The sequence below is a fragment of the Pseudoalteromonas sp. S2721 genome, assembly GCF_005887425.1.
Classification (GTDB): Bacteria; Pseudomonadota; Gammaproteobacteria; order Enterobacterales; family Alteromonadaceae; genus Pseudoalteromonas; species Pseudoalteromonas simplex.
Map to the genome: position 1 here is coordinate 32,037 of NZ_PNCZ01000007.1, position 22,126 is coordinate 54,162.

Annotated in this window: 17 protein-coding genes; 5 read left to right on the plus strand and 12 right to left on the minus strand. The window is 42.2% G+C overall.

Annotated features, from left to right (window positions below):
- Positions 1–232 precede the first annotated feature (232 nt).
- From CWC02_RS21050 to proB, 6 genes are all read right to left on the minus strand, one after another.
- Positions 233–5,563 (minus strand): S8 family serine peptidase, encoded by a 5,331-nt coding sequence (locus tag CWC02_RS21050; RefSeq protein ID WP_138616354.1) that lies wholly within the window; start codon positions 5,561–5,563, stop codon positions 233–235.
- 413 nt (positions 5,564–5,976) lie between these two features.
- Positions 5,977–7,503, minus strand: coding sequence for an arylsulfatase (locus tag CWC02_RS02975; RefSeq protein WP_138616356.1), 1,527 nt, complete (start codon positions 7,501–7,503; stop codon positions 5,977–5,979).
- 221 nt (positions 7,504–7,724) lie between these two features.
- Complete coding sequence (gene gltX / locus CWC02_RS02980) at positions 7,725–9,209, minus strand: glutamate--tRNA ligase (protein ID WP_054551203.1); 1,485 nt, start codon at positions 9,207–9,209, stop codon at positions 7,725–7,727.
- 81 nt (positions 9,210–9,290) lie between these two features.
- Positions 9,291–9,650, minus strand: coding sequence for a glutaredoxin domain-containing protein (locus tag CWC02_RS02985; protein WP_138616358.1), 360 nt, complete (start codon positions 9,648–9,650; stop codon positions 9,291–9,293).
- A 67-nt stretch (positions 9,651–9,717) separates the two neighbouring features.
- On the minus strand, positions 9,718–10,680 hold the full coding sequence (locus CWC02_RS02990) for a GGDEF domain-containing protein (RefSeq protein ID WP_138616360.1): 963 nt from the start codon (positions 10,678–10,680) through the stop codon (positions 9,718–9,720).
- A 63-nt stretch (positions 10,681–10,743) separates the two neighbouring features.
- Positions 10,744–11,847, minus strand: coding sequence for a glutamate 5-kinase (gene proB / locus CWC02_RS02995; protein WP_054551200.1), 1,104 nt, complete (start codon positions 11,845–11,847; stop codon positions 10,744–10,746).
- A gap of 125 nt (positions 11,848–11,972) precedes the next feature.
- Between proB and CWC02_RS03000 the strand changes: the two genes are divergently transcribed.
- Positions 11,973–12,917 carry a DMT family transporter gene (locus CWC02_RS03000; RefSeq protein ID WP_138616362.1) on the plus strand — a complete coding sequence of 315 codons (945 nt, stop codon included), beginning with the start codon at positions 11,973–11,975 and terminating at the stop codon, positions 12,915–12,917.
- On the opposite strand, the gene CWC02_RS03005 is transcribed toward CWC02_RS03000, so the two are convergent.
- From CWC02_RS03005 to pdsO, 3 genes are read right to left on the minus strand one after another with little or no spacing between them, the layout of a single operon-like run.
- Complete coding sequence (locus tag CWC02_RS03005) at positions 12,827–13,411, minus strand: class GN sortase (protein ID WP_138616364.1); 585 nt, start codon at positions 13,409–13,411, stop codon at positions 12,827–12,829. The genes CWC02_RS03000 and CWC02_RS03005 overlap by 91 nt on opposite strands.
- Positions 13,399–15,399 carry a marine proteobacterial sortase target protein gene (locus CWC02_RS03010; RefSeq protein ID WP_138616366.1) on the minus strand — a complete coding sequence of 667 codons (2,001 nt, stop codon included), beginning with the start codon at positions 15,397–15,399 and terminating at the stop codon, positions 13,399–13,401. Before CWC02_RS03010 ends, CWC02_RS03005 begins: the two co-directional genes overlap by 13 nt.
- Positions 15,400–15,425: 26 nt before the next feature.
- On the minus strand, positions 15,426–16,163 hold the full coding sequence (pdsO, locus tag CWC02_RS03015; protein ID WP_054551198.1) for a sortase-associated OmpA-like protein PdsO: 738 nt from the start codon (positions 16,161–16,163) through the stop codon (positions 15,426–15,428).
- 219 nt (positions 16,164–16,382) lie between these two features.
- Here pdsO and pdsR point away from each other — a divergent pair, with 219 nt between their 5' ends.
- The 4 genes from pdsR (at position 16,383) to CWC02_RS03030 (ending at position 19,742) form a co-directional block, all read left to right on the plus strand.
- A complete protein-coding gene (pdsR, locus tag CWC02_RS03020) occupies positions 16,383–17,072 on the plus strand; it encodes a proteobacterial dedicated sortase system response regulator (protein WP_138616368.1) in 690 nt (229 codons plus the stop codon).
- Positions 17,072–19,198 (plus strand): proteobacterial dedicated sortase system histidine kinase, encoded by a 2,127-nt coding sequence (gene pdsS / locus CWC02_RS03025; RefSeq protein ID WP_138616370.1) that lies wholly within the window; start codon positions 17,072–17,074, stop codon positions 19,196–19,198. Before pdsR ends, pdsS begins: the two co-directional genes overlap by 1 nt.
- A 113-nt stretch (positions 19,199–19,311) precedes the next feature.
- The gene (locus CWC02_RS20725; protein WP_160316762.1) at positions 19,312–19,482 is read left to right on the plus strand and encodes a hypothetical protein; all 171 of its coding nucleotides are present in this window, start codon (positions 19,312–19,314) and stop codon (positions 19,480–19,482) included.
- Between the two features lie 50 nt (positions 19,483–19,532).
- Positions 19,533–19,742 (plus strand): hypothetical protein, encoded by a 210-nt coding sequence (locus CWC02_RS03030; RefSeq protein ID WP_054551195.1) that lies wholly within the window; start codon positions 19,533–19,535, stop codon positions 19,740–19,742.
- Position 19,743: 1 nt separating this feature from the next.
- Here the strand turns inward: CWC02_RS03030 and CWC02_RS03035 are convergent, their stop codons facing one another.
- From CWC02_RS03035 to CWC02_RS03045, 3 genes are read right to left on the minus strand one after another with little or no spacing between them, the layout of a single operon-like run.
- Positions 19,744–20,244: a DUF1543 domain-containing protein gene (locus tag CWC02_RS03035; RefSeq protein ID WP_054551194.1), complete on the minus strand. Its 501-nt coding sequence runs from the start codon at positions 20,242–20,244 to the stop codon at positions 19,744–19,746.
- Positions 20,245–20,252: 8 nt separating this feature from the next.
- Positions 20,253–21,596 (minus strand): sigma 54-interacting transcriptional regulator, encoded by a 1,344-nt coding sequence (locus CWC02_RS03040; RefSeq protein WP_063527941.1) that lies wholly within the window; start codon positions 21,594–21,596, stop codon positions 20,253–20,255.
- Positions 21,597–21,598: 2 nt separating this feature from the next.
- Positions 21,599–22,126, minus strand: coding sequence for a hypothetical protein (locus CWC02_RS03045; protein WP_054551192.1), 528 nt, complete (start codon positions 22,124–22,126; stop codon positions 21,599–21,601).

Here is a 22,126-nt window from a genome sequence, read left to right on the forward strand (position 1 = left end):
GCGATCATAGCGTTTGCATACATTTTTGTATAATTTTTTTGCCACACAACGCAGTAAAATGACTTATTTTATCTACTATCGTCAAACTAACATACTGAAAGAAATATTAAATAGCTTGTACATTTTGCTACATAGGTTTTCAGTTTTAGTTATTAAATTCCATTATTTAATTTACTCAATGACAAAAAAAGGGCCCGAAGGCCCTTTGCTACATAACACACTTAGGGAGTGTTTAGTCTCGTTTCATACGGCGACGAAGACCGGCAAAACCAGCTAATAACACTGTTATCCATGCTAAAGAGCCGCTTGAGCCAGAGCTTGATTGCGCTTCTTCTTCAGGAACGACCGTTGTTTCTTCAGCCGTTACTGTCACAGCAACTCCTAGTCCCATCGCTTCTATTCCATCACTTACCAATACGGTAAACTGATGCTCACCAGCCGTTAGACCTGATACTTCAGTGATTGCTGATGTTGGACTTGCGATAGTACCTGGGCCTTGCCATGAGAAAGTTAACTCATCGTTATCTAAATCATGAGATGCTGAGGCATCTAGGGTAATAACGCTGCCTTCAGTGACTTGCTGAGAACTTGCTTCAACAACCACAACAGGTGCGTCGTTTACTGCCTCGACTGTTAACATAAAGGTTGTGCTTGCTGCGTCTGATGGGTATTCAATATCAGACACCTTTACAGTTACTTCTGTCTCACCAGAGAAGTTTTCATTTGGTGTAATAGTTACTGTATCGCCATCAACTTCGTAGCTTACATCATCAGAAATTACCGAGATTTCATTCTTCGAGTTCTTTTCATCAATGTGATGAACGTCGAAGCTAATCGGTGTTTCCTCAGTTGTCACCATATCATCAAGTGCAATCACTGTGATGTTACCAGGGATCGCCAGTGTTGCAGTTGAAGTCATGTCATTCAGACCCGAGATTGCTGCTTTAGCCGCAACTTCAAGTGTTTGACCTGTAGCGGTTGGCATAACTTCGGCCCATGCGGTGACTTCAAATTGTGATGACTCTGGACCAACATAGTCCATACATACTACGTATCCATCGCTGATTACTTCATCTAAGTTGTTATAAGCAATCTGAATACCGCGATAGCTTTCAAGAGGACCGTATTGATATTGTGCACCGCGGAAACCTTGTAAACCGATACTTCCAGCAGGACGAGTAGTACCAAAATCTAAATTATCGTATGCATAGTAAATTTCATGCTCGCCTTTACCAAAGCGCGTATTGGCATTAAACAGCACTTGGAAGTCAAATGAGTTATCACGTTTAGTGTAAGTATATTGACCCGTTTCACGATCATAAACAGGGTTGTCGTAATCTGACGCGTTATCCCACTCAATAATACCCCAACCTGTTGTTGTACTTGCAAGTGAGATCCCTTCGTTAGACGATAAACCCACTGACATTACTGAACGTAATAAGCCGCTCTCAGCAAACTCCCAACCACGCCATAATGGACCCATATTCTCATAAGGGAATGTTTCATAAGGAAACGGATTATGCACTGGGAAGAAGTAACGACTACCGCTTGTATTCACTGTCCCCATACCACGAATTTGAATTATCGAGTTTTGGATATTTGTATTATCAGCATTGTTATAGAGACTGAATGTGTCAAATGCGCCATTGTAAAAGCTTGCTATTGGTAACGAATAACCACTTCGTGAATTATATAGATTACTTTCATCGAAGCCTGAAAGCATAGGCATAATGCCAAACTCAGATAAGTCGACATAACCGCCTGGGTTTGAGTTACCAAAATCAGGCGTACGACACATTTCATCAGTGATGTTATCAGTGACGATGTAATCTGGCTCTACATCTCGGGTATCCGCTTGTGTGCCCGTTACAATAACTTTACCATCAGCAATTTCAACGTTGATTTCAGATGCTGTTGAAACCATTACATTTTCTGCTTTGATATCAAGACCAGCAGGAATATCAAGTTCTAGTGAGAACTCACGATCTATACCTGAGTTATTCGCTAATACTTCAAATGTGTAAGGCACCATATCACCCACTTTTGCACCTGTATATGGCGCATCAAGATGAGCAACATCATTGCCACGGTTAAGCTTAAATGGAACAGAGCCTAGGTTGCCATGATTTACGGCCGATGTGCCCACATCAAGCAAAGAGTAGTAAACGCTGTCTGAATCAAATTCCATATCCCAATTAACAGTCATTTCAACTGTGTTTTGGCCATCACTGCTAGGAAGGCTGGCTGTCACACCAGAAGCTACTTGATCAGACACAACCGCTGTAGCAAGTTCAAAGGTTTCTTCAACAGCATCAACAGACGATTTATTCGTATTATAAACTACAACCCAGTACTCACCTTCTTCAGGGTTGTTGATATTACAGAAGTTTTTATAAATTAAATGGTTAGATACACATAAGATCTCGTCTTGTGGCTGAACAATACCATCACCGTTATAATCTTTACCTACATAGATAATTGGGTTACCCACATTCAATGTACCTTCTAGCTCTGATTCAACACCAACAGTTTCAGCAATAAAACGTTTTGTGTTCGCAGGCACTGTTACAAACTTAGTAAATGTTGCTTCATCTAGAATATCACTAGCATCAACTTCTTCTGTTCGATTCATGGCCCACGGGAAAGTACGCTCATCATCTTTTGGCAAAGTTACTGTCGTGATATCTGCTTTAACCGGCTCATATGCGCGTGCAACAGGTGCTTCAACACTCGGTAATACAATACCTTTAGCAACATAAGTGCCTACATTTGAATGAGCAGTTGTTTCTAATGAAGATGGTAAATTACCGCGGTCATATTTAAACGCTACTGGCCAATGTGCATCTGGGATACCAGCTTCTTCAGCTTGGAACACAAGGTTGGTATGAAGCTCAACTTCTGAGTTACTAAACCAATCTTGGGTATCCATGATTGATGCTTTAACAATGATTGTTTGCGTTTCACCTTTTTTCAGTGAGAAAGTTTTCGGGAAGATATCAATATTCACACCATTTTGAGCGGTTTGTGAATTAACATCAAATGCCCAGTTTTCAACATCTTCATGGCTTACAGTCCAGGTTCCATCTTCTGTTGCTTTGATAGTTCGAACCCATTGACACTCTGGTGCACAAGAAAAGTTAACCAAATTTGGTAAGTTAAGTTTGTGAGGTGTACCGCCATTATATGGATCAGCCGCTAAGAAGTTGTCGGCTGTTTCGTCCATAACAAAACCAGCTTCAGCTGCTAATGCAACATTGATTCGACCTGCACCAGCACGGTAAATTTTAGCATCAGCAACAACATCATTTTCACTGTTTAAACGATGGTACTTAACTACGTTTTCGGCAGTCATTGATAGTGCAGATTGAATCTCGGCTGCACTCCACTCAGGATGAATCTGACGCAGTAATGCCATTGCACCGGCAACATGAGGTGATGCCATAGACGTGCCGCTAATCGCTGCATAATCTTGACCATGTGGTGCCACAAAAGGATGCTCATCAGAGTATGCCGCATAAATATCAACACCAGGAGCTGCAAGTGTTGGAGCTAGTACTTCAACATTCGAATAAGATGGACCACGCGATGAGAAGGTTGCTAACCAATCAGCATCTTCAGCATCAACACGGCGCTCAATCACTGTTGGCTTAATAGTGATCATATGACCTTTCTCTGATGTGCTATCAACCCAATCTTCTAAACCGTCATCGGGCCACACACCATTCCATTGATCATAGGTAAAATGAACGCCTGGTAATGAGTAAGCCTCAGGTACTGTAGCTTGATCACTGTCACGGTTAAACATAATGAAACCATCAGCGCCACCGGCTTTTACATGATCTACTTTTGCGGTACGGGCATTGGCAGCTGTATCTGTAGCTGAGTGACGTTGACAGATTACAATAACATTCGTGCTGCCATCAGCCGCACCAGCTATTTCTGTCCCATCTTTGTAGAAATTAAACGTATTTTCAGGATAATCGGCAGTACAGTATCCATCAGAGTCTTTAAAGCCATTGACGTCTTCATAGTCTTTAGCCCAGACAACAACGCCGGTAATTTCTTCGCTATTAATGGCACCGCCAACTAACCCCATATCTGACCAACTTGGTACTTCAGAACCCATCGTTTCATCAGCAAAGCCCGCATATTCAACTGCAGTTTCAACGACAACAGTACGGCCATGTGTTGTTGCTGCAACTTGCGCAAGCCACGGCGACGAGTTATCTAAATAGCCAAAACATTCAGCTGCGCCACACCCCTGACCGCTGTTACCTGCTGCCGCGGCAACGTTGATGCCCGCTTCACGCGCTGCTAAGAATGCAAGTTGTACTGGATCGGCCCAAACGTTTGAGTCGGCTCCACCAATTGAGAAGTTGATTACATCAACCCCATCAGAAATTGCATCTTCAATACCAGCAACTAACGCTTCACCAGGACAACCTGCGTATTCTTCACTTGATGGGTAACATACTTGATAAGAAATAATATTTGCATGCGGTGCAACACCTGAGATTTCAGGGAATAAACCCTCTTTCAAGATATTGCCATCAGTATTTTCACCAAAACTAGGTAGCATATATGGAACGTCTTTGACTACGTTACCTGCCGCAGTTGACGCAACATGCGAACCATGACCTTGATAATCTTCACCAATCGCCGGCCAGCCTGGGATCATGGCATCAAACGCATCTGTGATCACATCGTAAGAACGTACACCAATTAGTTTGTTATTACATTGAATCTCTTCTGGCTCTTCAACACAGTCACCAACATAAACGCCCGCACCAAATGGGTTTTCATGCTCATAACCATCAGCACCCACAGCTGCAAATGACGGGTGATCTGAGTTAATACCTGTATCAATAATACCTATGATTTGGCCTTCACCTTTGCCCTTGATCCCACTTGGAACACTTGTTCCATCCCAAATTTGATCAGCACCGATGTGCTTAGGGCCTTCATCTGAAAGTAAATCATAATTTTTAGAACGCATTACTGATACAACAGAGCCAAGCGAAGCGACCTGTAATGCCTCTTGCTCTGTCATTTTTACAGAGAAACCATTTAGCGCTTTAGTGAATTGACGGCGCATCTCTGTACGCCCTGTAACTGCCGTTACGTTTTGCATAACAGCACGTTGTTTCGAATAAAGCTTGTTTTGATATTCTGTAACGGCTGAAATTGCAGCCTGACCTTTTTCAAAAACTTTGGTAATACCTTGAGCTTGCATAGATTTTGATAAAGACGAAGTTAAGTCTCTAGCTTCAAGAGCAACAGAGTTATCACGTAAACGAATAATATAAATATGTTCGCCACCCAGACCTTCTTCTTTAAATTTGCTTGCTTGGCTATTTAATTGAACATTTAAACCATCGTTTTGTAGCATGCTTGAAGAGTTACCTTGCTCGAACTCTTTGGAAAATGCTTTCACTTCTTCAAATGTAATATTTGGTGCTTTTAATTGGTGCTTAACTTGATTGTTCTCAACACCGACTGCATGTGCAGCACTAGCACTATAGAGAGCTGCAGCAACAGCGATCGAAAGTGTTTTGACTTTCATAAAGTATCCCCTGGATAGTTAGTTTGAATAGTTATTCAAGCTTTTTGAATTTCCATTTCAACGCTTGTAGTAACAATATAACCACAGGGAGAATCAAAAATGACGTACATTCGTGTAGCGTTTTGTACACACTGTTAACATTAAAGTTACCAAAGGTGGGCTAATATAGCGTTTCTATATACAATATCTCTGAGTACAAAATAGAAGTAGCATATTTTATTTAGGTAAGAAATGAAGATAAAATTTATTTATTAATCAATTAATTATGATTATGCAGTGGTAAATCGCATAATTCTTATGCAACTATTACTTGAGCTGGCTCATGGTTTTCAAATTCGAAGCAGTAAAGGCTTTACCAGCGATGAGCAAAACTGTCATTTTGCAACATTGTGTTCTGGTAAAGCCTATCGTTTTTAGCGGTTTAACGCTTGCTGAGAAATCATTTCAGCAACACTACCCACTTGTACTGACATACTCTCTTGACTAGGCGGAAATGCCTTAAAGGTTTTTACAAACTCTGAAATTTGATTACCTGCAGGGCCTAAAATCCAACTACGGTTTTCAGCCCACTCATCATACCCCCTAGCATCAATGAAACGCTCAAATGGATCCATTTTTAAGTTAATAATGTAAGGTGAAGTAAGAGCTTGCTGTGTAGACCTAAACCAATGATTTTGTTCAGTAAAGATTAACTTCCAGTCACCGTAACGCATTCCATGAAAGGTCGTTTCGGTGAAGTAATAGAACTCTTTACGCTTTGTTTTACCATTGTTTAGTAAGATATCACTTTGATCGAAACCATCTAAATGAACCTTATACTTTTGACCGTTGATTTTGGTACCTTTTAATAAATTAGCTTTTAAATCTTTATCGCCAACCCACGACATAATCGTTGGCATCCAATCTTCCATTGTCATGAACTCACCTGTGCTCACACCTTTAGGAATATGGTCCGGCCATTTAACAACCATAGGTACTCTGAAGCCACCTTCCCAGCCACCAACGCCTTTTTCACCATGAAATGGCTGATTACCACCATCTGGCCATGAGTTTGATGCGGCACCGTTGTCGGTAGAAAACATCACTATTGTGTTATCAGCGACTTTAAGTTCATCAAGTAAGTTAAGTAACTCACCTACATCATCATCCATTTCGGCCATACCATCAGCATATAGACCAAAGCCAGTTTTACCGTCATAAGCTTTATTAAGGTTAGTTTGGTAATGCATTCGAGTTGTGTTATGCCACACGAAGAAAGGTTTATTCTGTTTTACTGCATCACGAATAAAGCGTTTTGACTCTACAAGTACTTCTTGGTCTAAATTACGCTGACGCTCTTTCCCAAATGGGCCAAGATCTTTAATCTCTTGTTTGCCATTTCCAAGCGCTTTTGAATGAATGACTCCACGCATTTTTAAACCAAACTTTTCTTGTGTTTTGGCATCTTGAGGATAGTCTTGTTGTTCTGGATACTCACCGGCATTGAGGTGATATAAAATACCAAAAAATTCATCAAAGCCATGATTAGTTGGTAAGTGTTCATCACGATCACCTAAGTGATTTTTACCGAATTGGCCTGTAACATAACCTTTTGATTTGAGCATGGTTGCTAAGGTTGGATCTTTCTCTTGCAAACCTTGTGGTGCGCCAGGAAGACCTACGGTACTGAGACCTGTACGCATAGGATACTGACCAGTAATAAATGCAGCGCGGCCAGCAGTGCACGAGGCCTGTGCGTAATGGTCCATAAATATCATGCCATCATTCGCAATGCTATCTATGTTTGGGGTACTGCCTCCCATCATACCTCGATGGTAAGCACTAATATTCCACATACCAACATCATCGCCCCAAATAACAAGTACATTGGGTTTTTCTGCAGCGACACTTGGTAAACTTAAGCCTAAAATGGCCACGCAGGCCAGTATGTATTTAAACATCACTTTCTCCTTGAAAACTGACTAAAGCATTTGCCTTAGCTTCAAAAACCCCTCGCTTGCAGTCACCTTATACTGCTTTCTTAAGATATTCATACAAGTGATAAATTGTGCATGTTTAATACTATTAGAGCAGTCCCTATTTACAAGTTAAATCTGGGGTAACTTTGATTTAAATATAAAAAAACCGAGCATAAAGCTCGGTTTATAAAACTAAAGGATGATTAAGCTTGCGGATAATCGCGGTATGCACGCTCAATTTTTTTCGCTTGCTTTTTAGACACACCAAGATGTGCTAAAGCAACACGTAAACGAGCACGCGATAAGTCAGAGCCTAAAATTTCCATCGCATCAAGTACTGATGTTGAAGATGTCTTACCTGTGATAGCCACAAAGATTGGCTCTAGGAAGTCTTTAATCTTCAACTCATGGAAAGTCGCTACTTCTTTTGCGATAGCAAAAATCGCTGGTTTTTCCCAACTACGTAAACCTTCTAATTGCCAGATGAAGAACTGTAATGCTTGACGGATTACATCTTCATCAGCTTTACCTGCTGTTAATAGCGCAGGATCATAACTTGGAATACCACCTACAAAGTGGCCCGCAAGGTCAACCATGTCAGAAAGCGTATTAATACGTGTTTTTGCTTCTGGCAATACTTTAGCGAATAGCTCGGTATTAAATTTCCAATCAACAAAACGCTGCATTAGCTCTGCATCCGATAAGTTCTCACGGATCCACATACCGTTTAACCAACTAAGCTTATCGATATCGAAAATTGGGCCGCCAAGCGACACTCGTTTCATATCAAAGTGTTCAATCATCTCTGCTAAGGTGAACTTTTCACGCTCGTCAGGCATTGACCAACCCATACGGCCTAAATAGTTTAATAGTGCCTCTGGAAGGTAACCCATTTCTTTATAGTAGTTGATTGAAGTTGGGTTTTTACGTTTCGATAATTTTGACTTATCTGGGTTACGCAGTAACGGTAAGTGACCTAGTACTGGCGCTTCCCAACCGAAGTCTTCATATAATTTTAATAGCTTAGGCGCTGAATTGATCCACTCTTCACCACGGAAAATGTGGCTAATTTGCATGTGATGATCATCAACAACGTTGGCAAGGAAGTAAGTTGGGAAACCATCTGCTTTAAGTAGCACTTGCATGTCTACATTTTCCCATGGGATCTCAATTTCGCCACGTAGGTAGTCGTTAAACTTAAACGTGCCTTCGCTTGGGATCTTCATACGGATTACGTAAGGCTTACCCGCTTCAAGGTTTGCTTTAATTTCATCTTCAGAAAGATTTAAACCACGACCATCGTATTTAGGGCGTAGGCCTTCGGCCATTTGCTCTTCACGCATTTGGTCTAGTTCTTCGCTCGTAGCAAAACAGTAAAAAGCTTTACCCTGTTCAACTAACTGATGCGCGAATTTCTTATATAAATCGCTACGCTCAGATTGACGGTATGGACCAAACTCACCGCCTACATCTGGACCGTGATCCCAGTTTAAGCCTAACCATTGTAAGCTATCCATAATAGCTTGCTCTGATTCTGGCGTACTACGAACTTGGTCTGTATCTTCAATACGTAACACAAACTCACCGCCTTGCTGCTTAGCAAAACAGTAGTTAAACAATGCGATATATGCAGTACCTAGGTGCGGGTCGCCAGTCGGTGACGGAGCAACACGGGTGCGAATTGTCATGGTTATATCTCTCAAAAGACAATTAAAAAATTTGCCCAAATGCTAGCACAGCACGGGCTATAATCGAAGTGAAAAGCCGCTTTATGCCGCGACTTTATCTAAATAAGCAGTGATATCGTTTGATTCATACAACCAAGTCACTTGGCCGTTTTCTTCAATACGTAAACAAGGAACTTTTACTTTTCCGCCCTGCTCTAATAGCTCTTGGCGAAATTGCTCGTTATCTTTGGCGTCACGGGTTTCAACTGAAAGGCCTTGACGTTTTATGGCACGACGTACTTTCACGCAAAATGGACAGGCTTTAAATTGATATAGTTTAAATTGTGATGTCACTGAATCAAGCGCGGCTTGCTCTGCTGCCGGGCGCTTTTTACTACGTGGCGTGAATACAAAATCAAAAAACAAAATGATGCGGCCTAACAACCAACGAACAAACTTCATCTTACCTTCTCATAGGGTTCAAAAAAATAGTGAGCAATTTTAACACAGCTAAGCGCGCTGCAACACCTTAAAACAGCTCAATTGAATCATCTTGAGGTTGGCTTTGTTGAATATCTAGTTCGGAATAGGCAGTGACACAATTACGACCGCTGTTTTTAGAATGGTATAAGGCCTGATCGGCTTTTTGCACAAGGCTGGCAACCATTTCAAACTCGTAGATTGGCATAAAACCACTACTCACTGTTAAGTTGCCTACTTGAGGAAATGGGTATTGAGCAACACAGGAGCGAAAACGATTAAGTGCATTTCGTGCATCTAGCTCGTCACTTGCTTGAAATAACACAGAAAACTCTTCGCCGCCGTAGCGAAAAACGTAATCTTCAATACGAAAGTTATTTTTTAAAAGCTGTGCCACAAGTAAAATAACCTCATCACCAATTACATGACCATAGTTATCATTAACACGTTTAAAATGATCAATATCGACCATAGCAAGGAACCAATGACACTGCTTAGAGTCATGCTCGACCGCTGTATTGGTAGCTATCTCAATCACTTTTTTATCAAATGTTTGCCTGTTAAGAAGTTCAGTAAGTGGATCCTGCTGTGATTTATGTAATAAAGAGAGCTGATTCGCATAGATATTCAGCATATAAATAGCTAGCATACTGCAGCGCTCGGTTAACTCTTTATCAGATTCAACAACAAGTATACCGACGACATTGCCAGTGTAATAAATTGGCACATATGTCGATATCACCCCACAATCACGGCTAATCCGAATTTTATTGCGACTGACTTTTGCCAATAAGTCTAGGACTTCTTGCTCGCTAAGCTCCTCAATGGCTGTGTTCTTATTTAACAGCCGTGCGGGAAGACCAATATTAAAGGTTTTATTAATATAGATTGCAAAACGTGTAAACTCACCTAATTCAGCAACAGCATTTATCAGTGCACTGTCTAACTCAGGCTCTTCTTCCTGTTGCGTTATAGTGACTACCCAGTCATGCCCGCAAGCATTAGAAGCCATTTAGAAGCCCCAAAAATAAAACATAACTTTAGTTTAGTTAAGTTTGCTAGAATTACTAAAAAACTATAACAAAATCATATCATCTCGGTGAATGACTTCACTGCTTGGTGCAAATACAAGCAACTCAGTTATTTGCGATGAATGACAGCCTTTAATTTGATCAATTTCTTGATGGTTAAAGTTAACAAGGCCTTTAGCAATACATTGCCCTTGGCAGGTCACCACTTCAATCACATCACCACGCTCAAACTGCCCTTTCACAGTCTTTACGCCTTTTGCCAGTAAGCTTGCGCCACGTTCTCTAAGCGCAAGGCTTGCGCCATCATCAATCACTAATTGCCCCGTGCTTTTAGGCCCTGCAAGTAACCATTTTTTGCGGCCATCTTTTGGTGCGGTGAGTTTTAAAAAGCGTGTACCAGGGAGCTTGTCGGCCATGCAATTTAAAATCACATTTTTGCCTGCGCCTTTGGCAATAATTACCTCAACACCGGCGCGACGTGCAATATCGGCTGCTTGCAGTTTGGTTGCCATACCACCGGTACCTAGGGTGGTGCCACTGCCACCAGCGAGCTCTCTAAGCTCATCATTAATATGCTCAACTTCATTGATAAGTGTTGCATTGGCATCAGAGCGAGGATCGCCTGTAAATAAGCCTTCTTGGTCAGTTAACAATAACAGCTTTTCAGCATTCGCTAATATTGCGACTAAAGCAGATAAGTTATCGTTATCACCCACTTTAATTTCGGCGGTGGCTACAGCGTCGTTCTCGTTAATAATTGGCACCACATTGTGAGCGAGTAGTGCATTTAAGGTATCGCGGGCGTTTAAGTAACGTTCACGGTCCTCGACATCGGCGCGGGTCAGTAGCATTTGCCCTACATTCACACCATACAAAGCAAACAGACTCTGCCAAATATGAATAAGCTGCCCTTGGCCAATTGCGGCAAGCATTTGTTTTTCAATCAAAGAGCGACCACAGGGGGTAATGAGTTGCTCGCGACCAGCAGCAACCGCGCCACTTGATACTAAAACAACCTGATAACCCTGTTTTTTTAATTCACAACATTGGCGAACAAGTTCAACCATGTGTGCTTTATCTAATTTGTCGGTACCGCCTGTCAGCACGCTTGTGCCCAGCTTTACAACAACGACGTGTGGCCTTTGCATTTGATTCTTATATTCTGCATATTGAGGTAGTTTGGGTATATTTATACCAGCTAACAGTTTTTGAACAAGTTAAAAAAATTCATGCTAGGATCGCGCTCTCGTTTTTTTACTCAATAGCGACACCTATGCCAGCCAGTTTATGCTTAATTATCGCGACCTTTTTATGGGGTAGCTCTTACATTGCTTTAAAGCATGCAATCAATGTTTATGATCCTGTGTTAGTGATTTTTTTAAGAATGCTAACCACCCTATTGATTAGCTTATGTTTATGGCGCTATATAATCCGCTTTGAGTTCAAACCAGGCGACTGGAAGTACTTAATTGGTATGTCACTGGCTGAGCCTTGCTTTTATTATTTATTTGAAGGGCATGCCCTTGAATACACTTCGGCATCGCAAGCTGGGGTGATTGTCTCTTGTTTACCAATTATCGTCGCTATTTTGGCGTTCTTAATTTTAAAAGAGTACATCAGTAAAGCCATTGTCGTTGGTTTTACCTTATGTATTGGCGGCAGTATTTTATTAACGCTATTATCACCAAGTACTGAGCAAGCCCCTAACCCACTACTTGGTAACTTTTTAGAATTGATGGCAATGGTGTGCGCCGCGTTTTATACCGTGAGCGTAAAACACTTAGTCGCACGTTACTCACCGCTGACCTTAATAGCAATACAAGGGTTTAGCGGTAGCTTATTCTTTGCGCCTTTTTTATTATTTATCGAACTACCCAGCGAAAATCAGCACGATTTAAGTGCCCTTCTGAGCATTTTATATTTAGGCTCATGTGTCACTTTAGGCGGCTATGGCATGTACAATTACGCCATCAGTAAGGTGTCGGTATTAACCGCTGCTGCTTACTCAAACCTCATTCCAATTTTTGCGTTAATTTTGTCTGCCATTTTACTTGGCGAAGTACTCACACTTTGGCAATGGGTGAGTATTGCGGTGGTATTTGCCGGTGTTATTGTTAGCCAACGTCATCAAGAACTCAAAGTTGACGTAGACGATAATTTATCAGCCGACACCAATAGCCTAAACTCAGTCCCAGAAGCTAACGAGTCAAAAGGGTAACAGGTTAATAAATAAAGGCCTGATTGTGCTAAAAACCCTTGCTCGCTTTGATGAATAACATCAACGCTGCGAACTTGATAGTGCTCAATTTGGCCATTTTGCAATTGCATACTGAATTGCTCACCCACTTTGACATGTTTTAGAAATGCAAAGTGGGTGTCGTTATGACCCGCAATCAACACCCCATTTGTGCTGCCAAGTTCACCGCTTGGCAAAAAATGCCCGGGGGCAAACGCGAGGTTTCGCCCCGATGCACCAGCAAGTACAGTCAATTCTTGCTGCTGGCTTGGCCATTCTATGTGTGCAGTGACATAACCATCGGCGTAAAACCAAGGCCTCACTTGCTGATTAGGACTTTGCAAAGCTTGCTGCCAAGCAGATTCAATCAGAGCCTGAGCCAGCCAAGCTTTCGCCTGCATATAGCCACCATTCACAAACAATGCCATGCCAAGTAAGGCGCTGCAAACTGGCAGCACTTTTTTTAGCGTCGCCATTGCCATAACCACGAAAAAGCGAGTAATAGTAACCCGATTAGCATAAACACGCGGCTTTGTCCGTCGGTTTGCGGTAGCGTCATGCCGTTAGGAAGTTTGTTTCTCACTTGCATTGAACGCTCTGCAATCTCATTATCCGCATAGTTATCAACTGCAATAAAGGCTGTAAAAGGGCTAAGTAAATGATGCTGAAGTGCTAATGTCTCGACTTCTGCGCGTACCGCATCCTTTTCATTATAGAGCAGTAGTGACTTAATTTTTTGTCTTGCCCAGAGTCTAGCGATACCTTCGCCGTTTGCGGCATTGGCCGTTGCTAAATTAATCGTCATTGGCCCTGTGTTTGTTTGCCCCTTTAATGTTAAGTGCTGACTGCCATCAAGCTTCACAGCAACCAAAACCGGCTCTGAAAAATACAAGTCAGGTAATGGCGATGGCCAATACTCAAGGGCTGCTTTGTCGCCTTCAAGTGCAAGTTCTGTAACCGCGGGATGCGCTAATTTATCAAATAGCAGCTGCATTTTGGGCTGTACTTGGCTGGTGCTACTTATAAAAGTGAATGTACCACGGCCAATATCAGCAGCTCTGGTCATAAAAAAGCTATTAGGTGCGCTACCAATACCGACGGTAAAGAGTCGGCTGTCACCTAAATCTGTTTGAATTTGTTTAAATAGCTGCGTTTCGTTACCCACACTGCCATCGGTTAAAAACACCACTTGGCGTACAAAGCCATCATGCTGTTTACCATCAAGTACCTGAGTCAGTGCTTTTGCTATTTCGGTGCCGCCATCGGCTTGTAAGCCATAAATAAAGCGCTCTGCACGGCGAATGTTAAAGTCATTGGCAATCATTGGCGTGTCACTTAATACCGACACTTCATTATCAAAGCCTATGATGTTAAAACTGTCATTTTCATCCAATAATGAAAGGGCATAAAACAAGGCTTGTTTAGCCTGCTCCATTGATTGGCCATGCATTGAGCCAGAGGTATCTACAACAAACACCATTTCGCGAGGCAGACGAGCTTGCGAAGTAAAGTGATCGCTTGGCGGTACTAACATCAGTAAACCATATTCTTGCCCTGCTACTGTTTCGGTAAAAAATGCAGCCTGAGAGTGGGCTTTATCAAGGGGCTTAAATGTCAGCTCAAAGTCTCTACCCATTGGAACATCACGATTAAGTGATAACTGGTACCGACCAAAGCTTGGGTTATCGATTTGCATGCCCGCTAAATTAGCGCTGATATCACTCAGCTCAAGGCCAATATCCATCGAAATAGCAAGGTTTAGGCTCGCATCAGACTCTTGGCTTTGTGCACGATGAAAAACAGGCTTTAGCCACGCTGATGCCAATTGCGCTGTATCAGCTGTTGCGTCGCTCTGTTGTTCTGTGTCTTTTGTTTCTAGATTCACTTTTTGCTGCAGTTCTGCCGTTAAAGGTTCGTAGCGCGGAGTAATAGTGGTTGGAAAACGCAGTGAAAACACACCATCTCGAAAACCGATTATCTCTTGGTATTGCAAGGTAATTTCAATCTCTTCCCCTGCTCCAAGGTTTGCTACATCAGTAGAGAAAATGTTCGCGCGTTGCTGACGTACTAAAGCGGCGCGTTTACCCTGTTTTTGGGCTTGCTCAAATTGCTGTTCAGCCTGCTGCTTAAGGACAATATTACCGGTGATAATGCGCTCACCAATTTGCATTTGCATGGCATGAACTGCGCTTTCATCTGGTAACGGAAACACATATCGGGCATTAACCGCAAACGGGTGCGGGTTTTGATAACGCTGTTTAACAACAACATGATTAATAAGCCCAGTGAGCGTCATAGTGACATCGTTTTTCACTAATAAGCCTGACGACACTTGGCTATTAGAATCATCATAAAAACGTAGTTCGGCACTGGCATTGGCTGCAAATGCAGGGTTAACTGCATAACCTAATAAGAGGATAAAAAGGCTCCCAAAAAGGAGCCTTTTGGTACGGTTACTCAACATAATATGTCACTCCATCGACCGATGAATTAGTGGTTACTTTGTGCTGTGCGTAAGCTGCTTTGTGAAACAGGGCGTGTCGTTAAGGTTACGCGGCGGTCAAACACGTTGTCTTCGTAGTTATTTGAATCGGCAACACTTTGCTGCTCACCAAAGGCGGTAGCGGTTAAGCGCGTATGAGGCACACCTTGTTTAATTAAGTAGCTTTGCACTGCATTTACACGCTGTTTTGAGAGCATTAAATTAGCCAACTCATCACCACGCTGATCTGCAAAGCCATTTAAGTCGATAGCCAGATTTGGCTGAGCAATAAGTAACTGTGCGACTTTATTGAGCTGGTTAGCAAAGTGTGGGGCAATTTCGCTAGAGCCAGTTTTAAACTGTACCGTCATGGCCAATAAGGTGTTCAATTGGGCTTGTAGTAACTGCTCTTTTTCGTCAGCTAATAATTCAAGCTGCTCACTTAAGGCGGCGTTATCGGCAATTACTTGTTGGTAATCAGCGGTTTGCTCTTTCATTACAACTAATGCGTGTGCTTGTTCATCAATGGTGTTGTCTGCCGCTTCTTTTTCGCCAATTAAGCCACCAGCAAACGCGCCAATAAATGCACCCACTGGGCCGCCGACTAGGCCGCCAACAACGGCACCTGCACCTAAGCCAATGGCTGTTTCTTTTGGTGTTTCTTGTTTAGCTTGACTCGCAGCGTCTGCAAAAGGGGCTACAGATACAGCAGACGTGATAACAGCGGCAATAATTAATTTTTTCATGGTTTAATCCTTTTTCTACTTAATTGCTTGGCAACATTGGTTGGTGTTGCGAACTTGGTATGGAGCTATTAAAACAAGTCGAAATGGCAATAAAGGGGAGCAAAAAAGGCAAACTGCTGAGCAATTGTGGCAGAAAAATGGCAATCGCGTTTTTGCCAGTACGCAAGGCAAAAAATTAGGTATAGTTCGCTATAGAAAGAATTTAAGTAAGTATTAACAATGAAGAAAATAGCAATCGTTGAAGATGAAACAGCAATCCGCGAAAACTACACAGAAATGCTCAGCGCTCAGGGCTATCAGGTTGTAGGCTTTGCTGACAGAGCCAGTGCTGAATTAGCATTTAGTCAATCTTTACCAGATTTAGCCATTGTTGATATTGGCCTTGGCCATGAAGTAGATGGTGGTTTTTTACTTTGCCAAACATTACGCGGTCTTTCTAAAACCTTACCGATTATATTTTTAACCGCCCGCGATAGTGAAATTGATACCGTATGTGGCCTGCGCATGGGTGCTGACGATTACTTAACCAAAGACATCAGTATGGCGCATCTTGCTGCTCGCATTGGTGCCTTGTTTAGACGCCTTGATGCTTTCGATCAACCCGCCGATCAAACTGCTCTTTTGCATCGTGGCCCGTTAAAGTTAGATACCCAGCGCATGCAGGTTTTTTGGCAAGAGCAACTGGTTGATTTAACTGTGACAGAATTTTGGATGGTACATTCACTTGCACAGCGTCCAGGCCATGTAAAAAGCCGCAACGAATTAATGAGTGATGCGAAAATTTATGTTGATGACAGCACTATTACCTCACACGTAAAACGCATTCGTAAAAAGTTTATTGCTTTAGATGGTGCATTTGACTGCATTGATACCGTTTACGGTATGGGTTATCGCTGGGAGCAAGCTTAATGCTGCGTTTGGGGCTTAGAACAAAGTTTATTTTCTTATCCTGCTTTTTATTTTTATTGCCTTGGCTTGGCTATGAATATGTTTGGGAAATGGAAAAATTCTTAAGACAAGGGCAAGAAAAAACCTTAGTGGGCACCACCCGCGCACTCGCAACCGCATTACATGAGCGCCCTGCTTTGTTTGACTCGCAAACCAACTTTTTAGATCAAGTTGTAAAAGGCCGAGATTTATATGCCTATAACCTAAATAACCCGATTCAACTTGATGGTAAATTGTCAGAGTGGCAGCCTTATCAAAACCTATTTTGGCATTACGACGAGCGCTATTTACAGGGGTTAAGCCATGAGCATCATGATAGTGATCTAAGTTTTGATCATATGGTGGGCAAATACGAAAACTACCTCTATGCGGCTTTTAAAGTCACTGACAGCTCACTGGTGTATCGTGCTAAAAATGTGCTTAGCTTTACCCGTAATGATCACTTACAGATCATGTTAAAAACACCTGAAGGTGAATTTAAACGTTATGTGGTGGCCGCCCGCCAAGATGGTTGGGTTAATGCCTTTGATGCTGCTACACAAGAGCCGGTCACTAAAATCCAAGGCTATTTTAAAAGCACCAACGCGGGTTACAACATAGAGCTGCGTTTTCCACTTTCGATGCTAGGTAATAAGCTTGGTTTTGCTATTGAAGATTGGGATGAAGACAAGGTTGAGCCTCAGCTTATGTCGACCTCAAATCTACAAAACCCCAATGATATCGGCTCTGTTTTAGTGCCTTCGCCAGAAATTAACCGTATCTTGAAAGGCATGGGCCACAGTGGCAGCCGAATTTGGGTCGTCGATAACCATCATCGTGTACTTGCACAATCTGGCTCAATTCATCATGCCGATGGCGTTTGGGCAGACGGCCTAAAAGATGCGCCCGCAACAACCTGGTGGCAACGCTTTGAGCAAGATTACTTACACCCACTTTACTATAAAATTTTAACTCGCCCAGAAAATGAGTTTATTGATACCTTACATGATGTCGCAGCGATGCAAGGTACACACATAGCCAGCGCTTTAAATGGTAAACCCGCATCATCATGGCGCTTAACCCCAGATAACAAAGCCGTTATTTTATCGGCGGCCTACCCTATTTGGATCCAAGACAAAGTAATAGGTGCAGTAATCGCAGAAGAAACCACCAACGGCGTGCGTACTCTGCGTAATAAATCGTTAGAAAAGCTATTTAATGTCATTTTAGCGGTGATGCTTGTTGGTACTGTGACACTGTTCTTTTTTGCTTCAAGAATTTCCAGCCGTATTCGCCGCTTACGTGACAACGCCGAACAAGCCATTGATGCTCAAGGGCGGATCACCGGCAAAATTACTTATGCCGATTCGAATGACGAAATTGGCGATCTTTCTCGCAGCTTTGCCAACATTGTTAGCCGTTTAAGTGGTTATACTGATTACTTAGAAAATATGTCATCACGACTCTCCCATGAACTGCGTACGCCCGTGGCTGTTGTGCGCTCATCGCTTGAAAATTTACAAATGCAGCCGCAATCTGAACTGAGTCAAAAATACCTCGACCGTGCCAGTGAAGGGGTTGAGCGGTTAGGTAAAATTATTACCACCATGAGTGAAGCAACGCGCCTTGAACAAAGTATTCAAAGTGCCGAGGCAGAAGAGTTTGACCTGACCAAGGTGATCACTGGCTGCATGCAGGGCTATCAAATAACCTACGGTGAAAGCCTATTTACCTTGTCGCTTTATAAAGAGCCGTTAAATGTTAGTGGCGCACCAGAGTTTATTGCCCAATTACTCGATAAGCTCATCAACAACGCACTTGAGTTTAAAACTTCACAAAGCACTATCTCAGTTAGCTTAACCAAGCAAGAGCAGCATGCATTATTAACAATCAGCAACCAAGGGCCTCTGCTCCCTGACGGTTTAGTTGAACACATTTTCGACTCAATGGTCTCGGTGAGAAGTCAGCAACATCAGCAGCAGCCACACTTGGGTTTAGGTCTTTATATTGTAAGGCTTATTTGCGATTACCATCACGGTAAAGTATTGGCAGAAAATTTAGATGATGGCACAGGTGTTGTGTTTACTGTGGAGTTGCCTATTAAATAAGCATATTTGCGTTACATATGATTACAGTTTAATGACTAGGTATTCACCGATAATTCAGATTACAGGACGTAATATTTGTAATACAAAAGGCAAATTATTCTTTGGAGGGCATCATGCGATCTGGATTACAACGTGAAGAGATTGAATTCATTATGGGGCTATTTAGCTATAATGAAGCAACCGATAAACCAGTGGCTCCAAAAAAGCAGCCTGTAAAAGCTGACACAAAAAAAGTTGATACAGCGCAATATAAAGCAAACTACAAAGCAACTTATTTGACCTGAGTAAGCTGAGATCATTACAATGGCGCACCTTTGGAATATAACGCTTTGTAATGAAAAAACACTCACCTAAAAAAGAACTGATTTTACTGCCCGTTTTATTCGTGGCTATTTTACTTTGTGTTGCAGGTCACTTCCTACTCCAGCCCAACTATCAAGACAGCCATACCGTTGAGTATTTACTCGCTGCACTGCCATTTGCCTTGTTTGGATTGGTGATTATCGCCTTTAAAGTTGCCAGTAAAAACGATAACCAAGAATAGATCACAACACGTGATAGCCAAACCAATCGGGCTTCATTGCTTGTGCTTGCCCGCTTGGCGTTAATTTGATTGATAAGTTGCTATCTAACAAGTCAATCGCAAAACAATCGTCTACATCGTGTAAATCATCTTTATGAAGATGAGTCATTCCCGCCAATAAAGACTCTTTAGCGCGTTGCTTTGCTTCTTCACTGCTACGCGCAACGTACAATGCAAAATCATGCTGCTCTGCAAGGCTATCAGCTCTATAGGCACCTAAGTTCACAAAATACAGTTTTTCGGCTTGGTGATGCGCACTATCAACCACTTCGACCTGATAACCATCAATGTGCTGAATTTGCATGTAGCTATCCATGTGTACGTTGCTTTTATCACCCACCCATTGTGCTTTTAGTTTTGAGTAGGTTTGCTCAATGCTATCGCCTACGACAAATCGAACGTCGTGCATTTCAATGTGGCAACCTTGAATACGACCGCCCAGATAGACTAAAAAAAGCGCCATGTTTTTCCTTATATTAAGCTTTCAACATTAATGTTGTGCTTTTTGATTAATTTATAAAAATCTGAGCGATTACGTTTCGCAAGCTTTGCGGCTTCGGCAACATTACCCGCTGACATTTTCAGCGTATTAATTAAATAATCTCGCTCAAATTCTTTTTTTGCATCATTTAACGAAAGTGGCTCAGCAATACTAACATTACTATTTAATGCACTCTCAACTAACTGAGCAGCTATCACTTTACCAGGTGTAAGGGCTACTACCTGCTCTATCACATTTTGTAATTGACGGATATTACCCGGCCAATCATAGCGCACCAAAGCATGCATCGCATCATTGGCAAACTGCTTTTGCTCTTGCCCCATACGTTTAGCAATTAGACCTGCAAAATGCTGTGCTAGCAAACTAATATCTTCTCGGCGTTCACAAAGCGGAGGCAGTTTTAAGTTCACCACATTTAATCGGTAATATAAATCTTCACGGAACTGCTGATTATTGATTGCCTCTGGGAGGTTCTTATGAGTCGCTGACACCACCCGCACATCAATTGGGATTTCTTCTTGAAAGCCTACAGGACGAATGGTTTTCTCTTGTAAAACCCTCAGCAGCTTTACTTGTAAATTTAGCGGCATATCACCAATTTCGTCCAGAAAAAGGGTCCCACCTTGAGCTTGTTGAAACAAACCTTGATGGTCTTTTACTGCGCCTGTAAACGCGCCTTTTTTATGCCCAAACAATTCAGACTCTAAAAGCTCCCCCGGCACAGCGCCACAGTTAATTGCCACAAATGGCCCATCACTAACATGGCTATGTTGATGTATCGCTTGTGCAAGCAGCTCTTTACCTGTGCCGCTAGCACCGGAGATCAACACATTCACTTGCGTTGGACCAAGCAATTTAACTTGCTCAAGTAAATGCAACATCGCGCCGCTACGGGTGACAATATTTGTTTGTGTCGGTGTTTCATCACCGTGTACACCATGGATCTCAATAGCTTTAGCAAGGCTGTCGAACAGCTCATCTTTATCAACTGGTTTGGTAATAAATGCAAAAATACCTTGCTTCGTCGCTTCCACTGCATCAGGTATCGAACCATGTGCTGTCATCATGATCACCGGCATTGAAGGGTAACGACTTTGTAACTGGCGATGTAGAGCCATGCCGTCCATTTCATCCATTCTTAAGTCAGTGATCACCGCATCATAGGTTTGGTTTTTTAACGTTTGTAATGCCTCAATGCCACTTTCGACTGTGCTTACCAAATAGCCTTTAGACTCAATTCTAATCGCCAGTAACTTTAATAAACTCGCATCGTCATCTACTAATAAAACCCGTGGTTTTGTTACTTCATTCATGGTTACTGCTCCTTGGTTTCTTCACGTAGCAGAAGTTGTTGTTCGATAGTCGCAAGCGACGATAAGGTTTTTTCCATTTCATCACTTAGCGCCTGCTTAGCTTGTTTTGCTGCTAAATTCTGTTGTAAATATTGCTTTTGTAACCATAGATACTGCTTAATATCATCTGGCCAATAAAAAGCGTGATCACTTTTTTCAAGCTGACTAAGAGCTTTTTCTGGCTCTGAAGCACCGAGTAAACAAATCGACTCAAACAGACGCTTTAGCTCATTTTCGCCAACATAATTTGCTTTATCAGAGCTTGCTTTAAAGCCACCGCACTTGGCAGCATGCCAAGCAATGACTGTACTTGCAGGCGGGTATAACGGCTCACTTTTCGGCCGAGGCTTTGGATTAGGTTGCCCTTGAGATTTCACATCTGCTGTCGGCTCTATTTGCTCTGCCTCAACATGCTTTTGCGTGATCGTGCACCCTGTTATAAAAAGTGTGCCTATAACAAGCATAAAACTGGCTTTATTCGCTAAGCCCAT